The sequence below is a fragment of the Microbacterium sp. ZXT2-5 genome (assembly GCF_055329545.1).
Map to the genome: position 1 here is coordinate 1,645,738 of NZ_JBUZWD010000001.1, position 14,708 is coordinate 1,660,445.

Consider the following 14,708-nt stretch of genomic DNA (forward strand, 5'->3'; position numbering starts at 1 on the left):
AGCCTGGGAGAACCCTGGGAAGAGACCTCGTCACACAGGTCGCGTGAAATTCGTCCCGCGGTGCCCCGGCCGGGGGTCGGCCCGACCGCAGGGCGGTGGCCTTCGCTACCGTGGGCGAATGCCGCTCGACCCGCGCACGTGGTTCTCGCGCGCGACTCTCCGCAAGGATGCCGTCGCCGGGGTGATCCTCGGCGTCGAGGCGGTGCCCGACGGGCTCGCGGCGGGCCTGCTCGCCGGCGTGAACCCGCTGGCCGGGCTCTACGGCTACCTGTTCGGGATGGTGGGTGCGGCCGCGCTGACCAGCAGCGCCTTCATGGCGGTCCAGGCCACCAGCGCCATGGCGCTCGTGGTCTCGGACGCCGAGCTCGACCGGCTGCCCGACCCCGGCCGTGGCCTCTTCACCCTCGCGATCCTCACCGGCATCATCATGGCGATCGCGGGGCTCCTCCGCGGCGGGCGCCTGATCAGCTTCGTGCCGACCGCGGTGATGACGGGCTTCGTCACGGCCATCGGCGTCAACATCGTCCTCGGCCAGCTGTCGAACTTCACCGGCTACCAGGCGGAGGGCGCCAACCGTCTGCTCAAGACCCTCGACGTGCTGGTGCACATCGGGCAGTGGAACATCCCCTCGCTCGTCGTCGGCGCGATCTCGGTGCTCGTGATCGTGGTGCTGCTGCCGACGCGGGTGGGCAGCCTGGGGCTCGTCATCGCCGTCGTCGTCGGATCGGTCTGCGCGGTGCTGCTGAACCTCTGGGTGCGCGGCGAGGTCGTGCTGCTGCGCGACATCGTCGACGTGCCGCGGGGCCTGCCGGCGCCGGTGCTGCCCAGCATCGCCGACGTGCCGTCGCTGCTCATCCCCGCGCTCTCGCTGACCTTCATCGGGCTCGTGCAGGGCGCGGCGGTCTCGGCGGGAATCCCCACTCCCAGCGGGAAGCGCGCCGACGCCAACCGCGACTTCCTCGGTCAGGGGCTGGGCAACGTGGTGTCGGGGCTGTTCCAGGGCATGCCCGTGGGCGGGTCGATGTCGGGCTCGTCGCTCATCGTGCAGGCCGGTGCGAAGTCGCGGATGGCGCTCTTCATCGCGGGCATCGTCATGGCGCTCGTCGTCTTCCTCGCGGCCGATGTCGTCGCGTTCGTGGCCATGCCCGCCCTCGCCGGCCTGCTGATCGTGGTCGGCTGGCGGGCCATCAAGCCGAGCCGCGTGTACTCGGTGATGAAATCGGGCGCGCTGCCCACCACTGTCATGGCCGTCACCTTCGGCCTCACCCTGATCATCCCGCTGCAGTTCGCGGTGCTGGTGGGGGTCGGGCTCGGCGTGATCCTCTACGTCGCCGAGCAGTCGAACAGCGTGCGGGTGCGCGCGGTGCACCTGTCTCCCGACGGGCGCATGCGCGAGAGCGACCCGCCCCCGGTCGTCCCGGCGGGGGAGGTGCTCGTGCTCCAGCCGTACGGCAGCCTCTTCTTCGCCAGCGCGCCGGTGTTCGAGCGTCAGCTGCCGGACGTCAGTCGGGAGTCCAGCGGCTCGGTGGTCGTCGTGCGGCTGCGGGGAACGGACGAGATCGGGCTGTCGCATGTCGAGGTGCTGCGGCGGTTCGCCGCGCAGCTGCGCGATGCCGGCTCGACGCTCAAGATCGTCGCGACCGCGGATCGGGTCATCTCGCAGCTGGACGCCGGCGGTCTCACCGCGATCATCGGCGAGCGCAACGTGTACCGCGGCTCCGAGTGGGTCGGCGAGACCCTCCGCGCGGCGTACGACGACGCGCGCGACGAGCTGCGGGAACGCTGAGCGCCGAGCGGTGCTGGCGCTCAGCGGCATGCGCTGGTAAACTTGAGTCACAACGACTCAACTTTGCGAAGTCGGGTCCCAAGATCTCAGGAGACAGATGAACGCCACGCAGCAGCCCGGGCAGGAGGACGCGCAGAGCGCCCTCAAGCAGTTCGGGATCAACCTCACCGACCGCGCCCGCCAGGGCAAGCTCGACCCCGTCATCGGGCGCGACAGCGAGATCCGGCGCGTCAGCCAGGTGCTGACCCGCCGCACGAAGAACAACCCCGTCCTCATCGGCGAGCCCGGCGTCGGCAAGACCGCCGTCGTCGAGGGCCTCGCCCAGCGGATCGTGGCGGGCGACGTCGCGGAGTCCCTCAAGAACAAGGAGCTCGTGACGCTCGACATCTCCGCGCTCGTCGCGGGCGCGATGTACCGCGGCCAGTTCGAGGAGCGGCTGAAGGCCGTCCTCAAGGAGATCACCGAGTCCGACGGACGCATCATCACGTTCATCGACGAGCTGCACGTGCTGATGGGCGCGGGCGGCGGCGAGGGGTCGGTCGCGGCATCCAACATGCTCAAGCCCATGCTCGCGCGCGGCGAGCTGCGCCTCATCGGCGCCACCACCCTCAACGAGTATCGCGAGTTCATCGAGAAGGATGCCGCCCTCGAGCGTCGCTTCCAGCAGGTGTACGTCGGCGAGCCATCGGTTGAGGACACCGTGGCGATCCTGCGCGGGCTCAAGGGTCGGTACGAGGCCCACCACGGGGTGACCATCAGCGACGGCGCGCTCGTGGCCGCGGCATCCCTCTCCAATCGCTACATCCCCTCCCGTCAGCTTCCCGACAAGGCCATCGACCTGATCGACGAGGCGATGAGCCGCCTGAAGATGGAGATCGACTCGAGCCCGCTCGAGATCGACCAGCTGCGCCGTCAGCTCGACCGCATGCGGCTCGAGGAGCTGGCGCTCAAGAAGGAGAAGGACCCCGCGTCGAAGGAGCGGCTGGCGAAGCTGCGCGAGCAGATGGGCACCGCCGAGGCGGAGCTCTCCGAGCTCGAGAAGCGGTGGGAGCGCGAGCGCGCGAGCCTGAACCGGGTCGGCGAGCTGAAGAAGCAGCTCGACCAGGCGATCATCGACCGCGACCGCGCGCTGCGCGAGGCGGACTACACGCGCGCCTCCAAGCTCGAGTACGAGACGATCAAGCGCCTCCAGGTCGAGATCGCGCAGGCCGAGCAGGCCGAGGCCGCGTCGTCGGAGGACCGCATGGTCAACGAGCAGGTCACCGACGAGGACATCGCCGCCGTCATCGCGGCATGGACCGGCATCCCGGTCGGGCGTCTGCTGCAGGGCGAGAGCGAGAAGCTGCTGCACCTCGAGAGCGAGCTCGGCAAGCGCCTCATCGGCCAGAAGTCGGCGGTGAAGGCCGTCGCCGACGCGGTGCGCCGCAGCCGGGCCGGCATCAGCGACCCGGGTCGTCCGACGGGGTCGTTCCTGTTCCTCGGTCCCACCGGCGTCGGCAAGACCGAGCTGGCCAAGGCGCTCGCCGACTTCCTCTTCGACGACGAGCACGCCATGGTGCGCATCGACATGTCGGAGTACGGCGAGAAGCACACCGTCTCGCGCCTGGTCGGCGCCCCTCCCGGCTACATCGGCTACGAGCAGGGCGGTCAGCTCACCGAGGCCGTGCGGCGGCGCCCCTACTCGGTGGTGCTGCTCGACGAGGTCGAGAAGGCCCACCCCGAAGTGTTCGACGTGCTGCTGCAGGTCATGGACGACGGGCGCCTCACCGACGGCCAGGGCCGCACGGTCGACTTCGCGAACGTGATCCTGATCCTCACCTCGAACCTCGGCTCGCCGATCCTGATCGACCCGACGCTGTCGTTCGAGCAGAAGCGCGAGTCGGTCATGGCGATCGTGCGGCAGGCGTTCAAGCCGGAGTTCCTCAACCGCCTCGACGACGTCGTGATGTTCTCGGCGCTCAGCGAGGACGACCTGGCCCAGATCGTCGAGCTCACGGTCGACGCCCTGCAGCGGCGGCTGAAGGACCGCCGCCTGACCCTCGCCGTCACGCCCGACGCGCGCGCGTGGCTCGCCGAGCGCGGCTACGACCCCGTGTTCGGTGCCCGACCGCTGCGCCGCCTCATCCAGTCCGAGATCCAGGACCGCCTCGCGATGGCGCTGCTGTCGGGCGGCGTGCGCGACGGCGACATCGTCCGGGTCGACGTGGCGGCCGACGGCTCGCAGCTCGTGCTGACGAGCGACGGCCCCGTGGCATCCGCCCCGCCGGTGGCCGAGGACGACGACGTGATCGAGGCCGAGCTGCTGGACGACTGACGCCGGGCGCCTCGCGGCGCGGGCGGTGTGCGGCGTCTCCCGGGGTAGACACCGCAGACGCGACGAGACACCGCCCGATCCCGTGGTGTCCCGTCGCGTTCGTGGTGTTTCGCCTGCGTGGAGGGGGACGGATGCCGCTGCCCGAGGCGCCAGTCCCCATGCCACGCCTCTCGCCCGGCGTCTCCCGGGGTAAACACCGCAGACGCGACGAGACACCGCAGACGCGACGAGACACCGCAGACGCGACGAGACACCGCCCGATCCCGTGGTGTCCCGTCGCGTTCGCGGTGTTTTTCGCCTGCGTGGAGGGGGACGGATGCCGCAGCCCGAGGCGCTCGCCGTAGCCAGCCGGGCCCGCCGCGGCCGAGGGGCGGGGCGTGAGAGCATCGAGGATGCGCTCCGTCCGCGCCCTGTGGGGCTCGTCGCATCCCGGGCCCACCCTCGTCGTGACGGCGCTCGCCCTGGCGCTGGGGATCGCGACCGGCCTCGAGCCCTGGCGGCTGGTGCTGCTGACGCTCGCGGTGTTCGCCGGCCAGCTGTCGATCGGCATCTCCAACGACGCGCTCGACGCCGCGCGTGACCGGGAGGTCGGCCGCGCCGACAAGCCGCTCGCGCGGGGCGACGTCCGGCTCGGCGTGGCGTGGGGCGCGGCCGGGGGACTGCTCGCCGCGGCCCTCGTGCTGTCGGCACCGCTCGGATGGCGGATGCTGGCGGCGCACGCCCTCACCCTCGGCTCGGCGTGGGCGTACAACGGGGGGCTGAAGTCAACGCCCTGGTCGATCGTGCCGTTCCTCGTCAGCTTCGGGCTGTTCCCGTCGCTGGCGACACTGGCGGCGCCCGACCCGGCGTTCGCGCCGGGGTGGGCGTGGATCGCCGGTGCCGCGCTCGGGGCGGCCGTGCACCTCACCAACGTGCTGCCCGACCTCGACGACGACGCGCGCACGGGCGTGCGCGGGCTGCCGCACCGGCTCGGCCCCCGCGTCTCGGCCATCGTCGCAGCGATCGGCGTCGTGGGCGGCGCGGTCGCAGTGCTGCTCGGCGCCGCCGGAGGAGACCTCGCCGCGGTGCCGCCCGTGTCGTGGGTGTTCTTCACCGCGGTCGTCGTCCTCGCCGGCGCGACCGCGTGGCTCGCGGCCACGCGTCCGCCGAGCCGGCTGCTGTTCCGGCTCGTCATGCTCGCCGCCCTGCTGCTCGCGGTGCAGCTCGTCGCCTCCGGAGAGGCGCTCGCCGCCTGAGGGCCGTCCGGAAGCAACCCTTCACATATCGGACAGGTTCTGGAAGTATCTTCCAGAACGAACCGACCAGGAGGATCGACGATGCCCCTCGACCGCACGCCCCACGAACCCCAGCTCTCGCCCGGCCTCGACCGGCGCGGCTTCCTCACGCTCGCTGTCGCGGGCGCCGCGGCATCCGCCTTCACCGTCACGATCGGCACGCTGAGCCCGGCCCCGGCGCTCGCCGCGACCGCGGGAGCCGAGGCATCCGCTCTCGCACCGCGCAAGCGCGAGCTGCGGGCGATGTGGATCTCGTCGGTCGTCAACATCGACTGGCCGTCGCGCACCGGGCTCAGCGCCGCCGATCAGAAGGCCGAGTTCCTCCACTGGCTCGATGTCGCCGAGCAGTTCCACCTGAACGCGGTGTTCGTGCAGGTGCGCCCCACCGCCGACGCGTTCTGGCCGAGCCCGCTCGAGCCGTGGTCGCAGTACCTCACCGGCGTGCAGGGTCGCGACCCGGGCTACGACCCGCTCGCGTTCATCGTCGAGGAGGCCCACCGCCGCAACCTCGAGCTGCACACCTGGTACAACCCCTACCGGGTGTCGATGGGTGCCGACCCCTCGGCACTCGTGCCCGACCACCCCGCCCGCGTGCATCCGGACTGGATCTGGGCGTACGGCGGCAAGCTCTACTTCGACCCGGGCCTGCCCGAGGCGCAGGAGCACATCCAGCAGGCGATCCTGCACTCGGTCGAGAACTACGACATCGACGGCGTGCACTTCGACGACTACTTCTACCCCTACCCGGTGGCCGGGCAGACGATTCCGGATGCCGCCACCTACGCCGCGCACGGCGCGGGCTTCGCGGACATCGCCGACTGGCGGCGCCACAACGTGAACACCTTCGTGCACTCGGTCTCTCAGCGCATCAAGGCGCTGAAGCCGTGGGTGAAGTTCGGGATCAGCCCGTTCGGCATCTGGCGCAACCGCACGACCGACCCGCTCGGCTCCGAGACCGGCGGCTCGCAGTCGTACGACATGCAGTTCGCAGACACCCGCAAGTGGGTGCTCGAGGGCTGGCTCGACTACATCAACCCCCAGATCTACTGGCAGTTCGGGCTCGCGGTCGCGGACTACGCGAAGCTGGTGCCGTGGTGGGCCGACGTGGCGGCGAAATCGGGCACGCACCTCTACATCGGCGAGGCGCTCTACAAGGTGACCTCGGGCGTCTTCACCGATCCGGCCGAGCTCTCGAACCATCTGACGTTCGACCGCGAGATCGACGCGACGCGCGCCCCCGTGCACGGCAACGTGTACTTCTCTGCCAAGCACGTGCCCGCCGACCCGAAGGGGTCGATGTCGATCGTGCGCGCCGACCACTACTCGCGTCCGGCGATCGTGCCGGCGATGCCGTGGCTGCCGGCCGGCGACCTTCGCACGCCCGTGCTCGCGAACGCCGTGCACGGCGCGGGCGGAGTCACGGTGCAGTGGTCGGATGCCGCACCCCCGAGCGCCCGCGCGACGTCCTTCGCCGTCTATCGTGCTGACGGCCAGGTCGCCGCGATCGACACCGAGGATGCCGCCAACCTCGTGGCCACACGGCGCGCGCAGCCCGGGGTGGTGCAGCGTTTCGTCGATGCGACCGCCGAGCCCGGCGCGGTGTACACGTACGCGGTCACCGCCCTCGACCGGGTCTGGAACGAGAGCGCGGCCAGCGGCGTGCGCGTCACCGAGTAGCGGCGTGCGCGCTCGCTGACGGTGCCCGGGGACGGCCCGCGCCGGGACTACGCGGGTCTGTTCGTCGGCGTGCGCATCCGGCCGGCGGTGAAGGGCAGCACCGGCGCCCGGTACACCACGGCCGGCGGGTCGTCCGGCTCGAGCGTGAACTCGGCCTGGCCGAAGCGCCAGAGCCGGTTGAAGAGGAAGACGCCGAGCGTCACGGTCCGGTCGGCGGGGACCTGCCACGTGCCGAGGCCCCACTGCGTCGGCTGGCCGCGCCCGTCGATGACGAGCGTCGGCCTGACGCCGGCGTAGAGCGCGAACCAGGGCTTGTGCAGCGTCAGCTCGATGCGACGGGATGCCGCGTGGGCAGCGCTCATCCGCGGCTCCACCCTCGTTCGGCGTCCGCGTCGAAGCCCATGGCGTACGCGCGGGCGAAGAGCGGCGCCGACGGCGGCGCGAGCATCGCCCGCACCCCCGCCCGCCGCGCGGCGTCGGCGGCACGGAGCGGCCGGCCGAGCGCCGTGTTCATCGACGCGAGCGCCGCGGCCCGGCGGGCCGAGCGCAGGCGCCGCGCCTCCCAGCGCGCCAGCTCGACTTCGGGCGCCGAGCCGGTCGTCACCCACGAGGCGAGCAGCGGTGCGAGCGTCGCGGCGTCGAGCAGGCCGAGGTTCATGCCCTGGCCCCCGATCGGGCTGACCTCGTGCGCTGCGTCGCCGATCGAGAAGATGCGCCCGTTGCGCAGCCGGGGCGCCACGACCCGGCGCACACCGAAGGCCGTCGCCGTCTGCACCGCGTCCGCCGCGGCGTGCTCGCCGCGGCGGGCGAGCGCGTCGCGCAGCCGCTGCGCCCGAGCGGCGGGGTCGTCGTCGGCGCGAGGGTCGTCCCACGCCACGAATCGTCGCGAGCCACCCGGGAGGGGGAACGACTCCAGCACGCCGTCCCGGTCCAGGTGCACCACCGCGACGTCGGGGTCGGCGTGGTGGCCGGTGGTGGCATCCGTCATCAGATAGCGGTCGGGGTACTCGCGCCGCCGCACGGCGCCCGGCCGGTAGACGAGGTCGCGTCCGCCCGCGCCCGCCGCGACCACGACGAGCGTCGCCTCGAGCTCGGCGGGGCGGCCGCCGATGCCCGCGCGCACCACCACGGCTTCGGCGCGCGGCAGCACCGCCATGACGTTCGCCCCCCGCAGCGGCTCCGGCGCGTCGGCCGCGAGCACGGCCTCGGTCGCGGCCTGGGGAAGGGTCGCCACGAAGGGGAAGCGGGTCGCAAGCCGGTCGAACCGCACCGTGCCGAGCAGCCGCCCGTTCGAGCGCGCCTCCCCGCGGTGCACCCGGACCGCGTGCGCGAGCAGGCGATCCGTCACGCCCGAGGCCTCGAGGGTCGACAGCACGGGTGCATGGATGCCGATGGCCCGCGTTCCGTCCCCTGCGGCGGGGCGCCGTTCGAGCACCTCGACGTCGATGTCTCGCCGCCGCAGCGCGCCGGCGAGCAGTATGCCCACCGGCCCGGCCCCGACGACGACGACGTCAGCCATCGCCCTGCGCTGCGGCGACGAGTCGGAAGGGCACCGGGATCCGCACGGTCCATGCGCCGGGGTCGGCGTCGTCGAGGCGCGCCGCGAGCTCGCCGGGGGTGTAGCTGCGGCGGATGGAGCGCAGCCCGTCCGTGCGCAGGAACGTGCCCGCCTGGAACGGCGTGATCCCGACGGCGTACAGCCCGTAGGCGACGCGGGAGCGGGCGATGTCGCTGTGCAGCACGATCCCGCTCGACAGCGCGCGGGACTCCGCCGCGAACCGCTCGAGGTCACCGTTGAGATGATGCAGAACGTGGTTCGAGAGCACGGCGTCGAACGGATCGCCCTCGTCGACGAGGGTCGCGGCATCCGCGCATCGGAACGTCGCCCCGGGAATCGGCTCGCGCGACTCCGCGACCTCGTGCGCGCGGGCGTCAGGATCGACGCCGACCCACGACACGTCGAGGCCGTCGCTCCGCGCGGCGGACGCGAGCCGCGCGACGAGATCGCCGCCACCCGACCCGATGTCGAGCACGCGGGCGGGCCGCCCCAGCCCGGCGAGGTGCGGCCGCAGCATGGTGCGGTACACGGTGCCCCATCCCGAGATCAGCCGATTCACGGTCTCGAAGCGCTGCAGCGTCGCGCGCAGGCGCTCCGGGTCGCACGCGGGGTCGTCCATGATCTCGGCGAGCCGCTCGTCGCGGACGGCGAGACTCACGCCCGAACCCCCGCGCTCGCCGCAAACGCCACGCTCCCCGCAGCCCCCGAGCCCCCGGCGACGCCCGCCATCATGCCGTGGCCGCCATGGCGAGCGACCCCCGGTCGACCTCCAGGCCGGCGGGCCGCCGTCGCGTGAGCAGCGCCGACTCCACCGTCAGGCCGGGACCGAAGGCGAGCCCCGCGACCCGCGTCCCGTCGGCGAGGGCGTCGTCGCGCAGCAGCGCCGCCAGGATGAACAGGATCGTGGCGCTCGACATGTTGCCGTACTCGCGCAGCACGGTGCGCGAGGCGGCGAGGGCGTCGGGGGCGAGCTCCAGCCCCGCCTCGACCCGGTCGAGCACGCTGCGACCGCCGGGGTGCACCGCCCACGCCGCGGGCGGCTCGCCGTCGCCGACGAAGCGCGTCACCGCGCCGCGGATCTCCCGCCCGATGATGCGGGGCACCTCCGCCGAGAGCACCATCTCGAACCCGTTGTCGCCGATGGTCCAGACCATGTCGCTCTCGCCCTCGTCGGTCAGCGCCGTCCCGAATCGCTCGAGCTCCAGCCCGCCCGGACGCCCGATCTCCGCGTCTGCCGTGACGACAGCAGCGGCCGCGCCGTCGGCGAAGACGGATGCCGCGACGATCTGCTGCGGGTCCGACGACGCGCGCACGTGCAGGGAGCAGAGCTCCACGCACACCACCAGCACGACGGCGTCGGGCCGCGTGTGCGCGAGGGCGGTCGCGACCCGCAGCGCCGGGAGCGCCGCCGCGCACCCGATGAACCCGAGGTGGCAGCGCTCCACCGTCGTGGGCAGCCCGAGGTCGCGGACCAGCCGGTAGTCGGGGCCGGGGGCGAAGAACCCGGTGCACGAGACGGTGACGACGTGTGTGACGGCGGATGCCTCGATCCCGCTGTCGGCGAGCGCGGTACGCGCGGCCGCGGCCGTGAGCCCCGGCGCGAGGCGCGTGTAGAGGTCGTTGCGGGTGCCCGTCGTGGGGGAACGAAGCAGTCCGTCCGCGCCGAGGAAGGTGCGCTCGGCGGAATCGTCGAGGACGCCGGGCAGGGCCGCCAGCTCGTCGACGACGGTGTGGCGGCGCTCGATGGCCGACGCGTCGAACACGGCCTGGATGCGCCGCCGCGTCAGCCGGTCCACGCCGTCCTGCGCGGCGAAGAGAGCGCGGACGTCGTCCTGCTGGATGCGGGTCGGAGGAACCGCCGTGCCGATCGAGACGATGCGGGCCGTCATGGAGCAACCTAAGCATGCCCGGACGCCGGAACGCATCGGATTGCCAGATCTTCGGACCTGGGATACGGATGCCGCGACCCGCCCCTGCAGGCGACGGCAGGGCGGATGCCGCGACCCGCCCCTGCACGACGGGCCGCGGCATCCGGATCTTCCGTCAGTCCTCGGTGCGGTCCGCCCGCTTCTCGAGAGGCGCGGTGTGCTCGGCGTGCGCGTCGGGCAGCTCCCGCATGCGCCAGAACGGGCCGATCGCCACGAACAGGCACGCCAGCAGCTGACCGGCGGCCGCGATCCACAGCGTCGGCACCGTGCCGATCCAGGTGCCGAGTGCGCCGGCCAGCAGTGCGGCGATGGGCATGACTCCCCACACGACGAACCGGATCGACGCGTTCATGCGGCCCAGCAGCCGCGGCGGGGTGATGCGCTGGCGGAACGTCACCTGCGTGATGTTGTACAGCAGGACCGTGAAGCTCATGATGAAGCCCTGCACCGCGAGGAACGGGAAGGCGAGCGCCGGAAAGAGCGACGCGACGGGCAGGAAGAAGGGTGCGACGCAGAACGCGATGGCGCTGACCGGGATCGCGCGGGCCTCACCCAGCCGGGCGACGATGCGCGGCGTGGCGATGGCGCCCGCGACGCCGCCGATCGCGCCCACCGAGAAGACCAGCCCCAGCATCTCGGGCGTGAATCCGAGGTCCCGCAGCAGGAAGATCGGCAGAAGCGTGGTGGCGATCGTGCCGAAGAAGTTCCCCCCGCCGGTGGTGCCGACGATCCGTCGCAGCAGCGGGTTGCCGAACACCCACCGCAGGCCCTCGCCGATCTCGTGGACGAGCGGCTTGCGGTCCTCGGGGGCCCGCAGCTGCTCGTGGTCGCGGGTGAAGAGCAGCGCCACGAACGACACGAGGTAGGTCGCGACGGTCGCAAGGATCGCCAGTGGCGCCGTGAGAACGCCGATGAGCCAGCCGCCGATGCCGGGTCCGGCGATGTTGGCGAGCTCGTACGTCGACTGCAGCTTGCCGTTCGCCTCCGCGATCTGGTTCGAGCGCACCAGCGACGGGATGATGCTCTGATAAGAAACGTCGAAGAAGACGGTCGCGACGCCCATGACGAGGGCGACGACGATCATGTGCCAGATCTCGAGCACGCCGAGGATCGCGAGCACCGGCAGCGAGGCGAGGGCGACGGCGCGCAAGAGGTCGGCCCAGATCATGACGCGGCGCTTGCGCATGCGGTCGATCCAGGCGCCGGCGGGGAGGCCGACCACGAGGAAGGCTGCGACCTGCGCCGCGTTCAGCAGGCCGACCTCCCACTCGGTGGCGTTCAGCGCCAGCACGGCGAGGACGGGGATCGCGAGCTCGGTGATCTGGGCGCCGAACTGGCTGAAGGCCTGGCCGCCCCACAGTGTGAGGAAGTTGCGGTCCCGCCACAGCGAGCCCTTCGGCGCCGCGGCGCGCGCGGCGGCGGGGGCGGCGGCATCCTGATCCGCCTCCACCGCGCCCTCGGCGCTGGCGCGCGAGACGGGGGTGGACGCTTCGGCGCGAGCTTCGGCGCGCACGCCGTCGTCGATGTCGTCCGCCACCGCCGGCTCGTCTGATTGGGACATGTCAATCAGTTTGAGCGACTGATTGAGGGCTGTCAATCACTCTTGTACGCTGAGGGCATGGCGGACGCCGGCGAGGAGCGCATCGAGCTGCGCGCGGGGGATCCCGAGGCCGAGGCCCGCATGCGTGCGCTGAGCTCGCCGCTGCGATTGCGCGTGCTGCGACTGTGCGCGTTCGAGTCGCGCACCAACAAGGAGCTCGCCGAGCTGCTCGGCATGAACCCCGGCACGATGCTGCATCACGTGCGCACCCTCGTGCAGACCGGATACCTCGCAGCCGAGCCCGAGCGCAGCGGCGCGCAGGGCGCCCGCGAGGTGCCGTATCGCGCGACCGGGCTGTCGTGGCGCACGTCGATGCCGGGCGGCTCGCCTGTGCTGATCGAGACGTTCCTGCAGCAGATCGAGGGCGTCGATCCCGACGACCTCGACACCACCTGGCTCGGCCTCAAGCTCACCGCCGAGCACCGGGAGGAGTTCCAGCACCGGTTGTACGAGCTCGTCAACGAGTTCAAGGAGCGCGGTCCCGACCCCGACGGCGACACGTACTCGTTCTTCAGCACGCTGCACCCCGACGAGAATCCGCCCGCGGCCGGCTGAGGTCCGGCGCTTCTTGCGGCCGGCAGAAGGGTGCGGGAACTTCTGCCGATGACGGATGCCGCGCCCCGCGGCCGCGTCATAGCCTGAGCCCATGACCACCGCGACGGCCGACCTGTACGACGATCGCGGCGACGAGCTGGACTCGCTCGCGCTGCAGCTGTGCGACCTGGGCGGGCGGGTGGCCTTCGACGGGCCGATCCGCACCGTGCGCTGCCACCGCGACAACGCGCTCGTGAAGTCGGTGCTCGCCACGCCCGGCGACGGCGCGGTGCTCGTCGTCGACGGGGGCGGCTCGCTCGAGTCGGCGCTCGTCGGCGACCTCATCGCGGGCTCCGCCGTCGAGAACGGCTGGTCCGGCATCATCGTGCACGGCGCGGTCCGCGACCGTGCCGCGCTCGCGGCGCTCGACCTCGGCGTCAAGGCGCTCGGGTCGAATCCCCGCAAGAGCGCCAAGGCCGGCGCCGGCGAGGTGGATGTGCCGGTGGAGATCGCCGGTGTGGTGTTCTCGCCGGGCAGGCACGTCTGGGCCGACGCGGACGGCGTGCTCGTCGAGCGCTGACCCCGGCGCCACGCCGGGCACCGACCCCGACGCCACGCCGAGCGCCGAGACGGGCGGGGTCGCGGCGCGGTGCGGTGCGCGCGGCGTCGCCCGCTCGTAGGGTGAAGCGTGTCCTCCTTCGACCGGGAACCGGCCCGTCACCTCGCCCGCGCCATCGAGATCGCGACCGAGAACGTCCGCAACGCGGGTGGGCCGTTCGGCGCCGTGGTCGTGTCGGCCGACGGCCGTGTGTTCGAGGGCGTCAACCGGGTGACCGCCGACCTCGACCCATCCGCCCACGCCGAGGTCACCGCGATCCGCCGCGCCTGCCAGGGGCTCGGCACGTTCGACCTCAGCGGGGCGACGCTGTACGCGAGCTGCGAGCCCTGCCCGATGTGCCTCGGCGCGGCGCTGTGGGCGCGGGTGGACCGCGTGTACTTCGCCGCCGACCGCGAGGACGCGGCCGCCGCCGGGTTCGACGACGCCCGCTTCTACCAGTACTTCGACGGCGGCCCGGAGCACCGCGAGGCCATGCCGGTGGCATCCGTCGCCCTCCCCGACGAGGTCAGGGTCGCCCCCTTCACGGAGTGGCACCGCACCGCCACCCGCATCGAGTACTGAGCCCCGCCGCGAGAGCCGGCTCAGGAACCCGCGACGGGGGCGGTCTCCTCGATGAGCTGCAGCAGGCGCGCAGCGACGCTCACCGCGATCGTGGCGGGCTGCTTGCCGGCGACCTCGGCAAGGCCGATGGGGGTCACGACGCGGGCCAGCGCGGCGTCGTCGTGCCCGGCATCCGTCAATCGCGCGCGGAAGCGGGCCCACTTCGAACGCGAGCCGATGAGCCCGATCGAGCCGATGCCCTCGACGCGCAGGGCCTGATCGACGATCGCGAGGTCCTCGGCATGATCGTGGGTCATGACGAGCACGTGCGTTCCGGCCGGCACCTCGCGCAGCACGGACTCGGGCACATGGGCGCGGTGCACGAAGACGTGCGCGACGGCGTCGCCCAGCGGCCCCGGCGCGCCGTCCACGCCGAGCCGGGCGGGCTCCAGCATGGTGTCGCGGGAGTCGACGAGGTGCAGGTCGACGTGCTGGCGGGCGAGGATGCGCGCCAGTTCGAGGCCGACGTGGCCCAGTCCGAACACGGCGATGGAGGGGACGACCCGCACCGGTTCCAGCATCAGCGTGACCTCGCCTCCACAGCACTGCACCCCATAGTCCGTCGTCGCCTTGTCGCTGAGGGTGAGCGTGAGCAGGTCGGGCTCGGCCGCGCCCGCTTCGAGCATCGCGCGCGCCCGCGACACGGCGGTCGCCTCGAGGTTGCCGCCGCCGACCGTGCCGAACACCTCGGCGGGCGAGACGACCATCTTCGCGCCGCCGTTGCGCGGGGCGTGCCCGCGCACCATCGCCAGCGTCACGATGACGGCCGGCGTTCGTGCGGCACGCAGTGCCTGCACCGCGTCGAGCCAGTCCATGGC

At 72.5% G+C, this 14,708-nt stretch carries 13 protein-coding genes; 7 read left to right on the forward strand and 6 right to left on the reverse strand.

Annotated elements, in window-relative coordinates; all coding sequences use genetic code 11:
* Nucleotides 1-118: 118 nt before the first annotated feature.
* From ACZBH1_RS07205 to ACZBH1_RS07220, 4 genes are all read left to right on the forward strand, one after another.
* The gene (locus ACZBH1_RS07205; protein WP_463645953.1) at nucleotides 119-1,786 is read left to right on the forward strand and encodes a SulP family inorganic anion transporter; all 1,668 of its coding nucleotides are present in this window, start codon (nucleotides 119-121) and stop codon (nucleotides 1,784-1,786) included.
* 97 nt (nucleotides 1,787-1,883) lie between these two features.
* A complete protein-coding gene (locus tag ACZBH1_RS07210; protein WP_463645954.1) occupies nucleotides 1,884-4,100 on the forward strand; it encodes an ATP-dependent Clp protease ATP-binding subunit in 2,217 nt (738 codons plus the stop codon).
* Nucleotides 4,101-4,492: 392 nt separating this feature from the next.
* Nucleotides 4,493-5,335, forward strand: coding sequence for a UbiA family prenyltransferase (locus tag ACZBH1_RS07215; protein WP_463645955.1), 843 nt, complete (start codon nucleotides 4,493-4,495; stop codon nucleotides 5,333-5,335).
* Nucleotides 5,336-5,416: 81 nt separating this feature from the next.
* On the forward strand, nucleotides 5,417-7,051 hold the full coding sequence (locus tag ACZBH1_RS07220; protein WP_463645956.1) for a glycoside hydrolase family 10-like protein: 1,635 nt from the start codon (nucleotides 5,417-5,419) through the stop codon (nucleotides 7,049-7,051).
* A gap of 47 nt (nucleotides 7,052-7,098) precedes the next feature.
* Here the strand turns inward: ACZBH1_RS07220 and ACZBH1_RS07225 are convergent, their stop codons facing one another.
* The 5 genes from ACZBH1_RS07225 to ACZBH1_RS07245 form a co-directional block, all read right to left on the reverse strand.
* Nucleotides 7,099-7,413, reverse strand: a complete 315-nt coding sequence (locus ACZBH1_RS07225; RefSeq protein WP_463645957.1) for a hypothetical protein — start codon at nucleotides 7,411-7,413, stop codon at nucleotides 7,099-7,101.
* On the reverse strand, nucleotides 7,410-8,570 hold the full coding sequence (locus tag ACZBH1_RS07230) for an FAD-dependent oxidoreductase (protein ID WP_463645958.1): 1,161 nt from the start codon (nucleotides 8,568-8,570) through the stop codon (nucleotides 7,410-7,412). Before ACZBH1_RS07230 ends, ACZBH1_RS07225 begins: the two co-directional genes overlap by 4 nt.
* The gene (locus ACZBH1_RS07235) at nucleotides 8,563-9,267 is read right to left on the reverse strand and encodes a methyltransferase domain-containing protein (protein WP_336394184.1); all 705 of its coding nucleotides are present in this window, start codon (nucleotides 9,265-9,267) and stop codon (nucleotides 8,563-8,565) included. Before ACZBH1_RS07235 ends, ACZBH1_RS07230 begins: the two co-directional genes overlap by 8 nt.
* A gap of 70 nt (nucleotides 9,268-9,337) precedes the next feature.
* On the reverse strand, nucleotides 9,338-10,498 hold the full coding sequence (locus tag ACZBH1_RS07240; RefSeq protein ID WP_463645959.1) for a type III polyketide synthase: 1,161 nt from the start codon (nucleotides 10,496-10,498) through the stop codon (nucleotides 9,338-9,340).
* Nucleotides 10,499-10,652: 154 nt separating this feature from the next.
* Nucleotides 10,653-12,098 (reverse strand): MFS transporter, encoded by a 1,446-nt coding sequence (locus tag ACZBH1_RS07245; RefSeq protein ID WP_463645960.1) that lies wholly within the window; start codon nucleotides 12,096-12,098, stop codon nucleotides 10,653-10,655.
* Between the two features lie 57 nt (nucleotides 12,099-12,155).
* Between ACZBH1_RS07245 and ACZBH1_RS07250 the strand changes: the two genes are divergently transcribed.
* From ACZBH1_RS07250 to ACZBH1_RS07260, 3 genes are all read left to right on the forward strand, one after another.
* Nucleotides 12,156-12,692, forward strand: coding sequence for an ArsR/SmtB family transcription factor (locus ACZBH1_RS07250; RefSeq protein ID WP_452323677.1), 537 nt, complete (start codon nucleotides 12,156-12,158; stop codon nucleotides 12,690-12,692).
* 91 nt (nucleotides 12,693-12,783) lie between these two features.
* Complete coding sequence (gene rraA / locus ACZBH1_RS07255) at nucleotides 12,784-13,251, forward strand: ribonuclease E activity regulator RraA (RefSeq protein ID WP_378878907.1); 468 nt, start codon at nucleotides 12,784-12,786, stop codon at nucleotides 13,249-13,251.
* Nucleotides 13,252-13,359: 108 nt separating this feature from the next.
* Nucleotides 13,360-13,851, forward strand: a complete 492-nt coding sequence (locus ACZBH1_RS07260) for a nucleoside deaminase (RefSeq protein WP_378878905.1) — start codon at nucleotides 13,360-13,362, stop codon at nucleotides 13,849-13,851.
* 20 nt (nucleotides 13,852-13,871) lie between these two features.
* Here ACZBH1_RS07260 and xdhC read toward each other — a convergent pair whose 3' ends face one another.
* Nucleotides 13,872-14,705, reverse strand: coding sequence for a xanthine dehydrogenase accessory protein XdhC (gene xdhC, locus ACZBH1_RS07265; RefSeq protein WP_463645961.1), 834 nt, complete (start codon nucleotides 14,703-14,705; stop codon nucleotides 13,872-13,874).
* Between the last annotated feature and the right edge of the window lie 3 nt (nucleotides 14,706-14,708).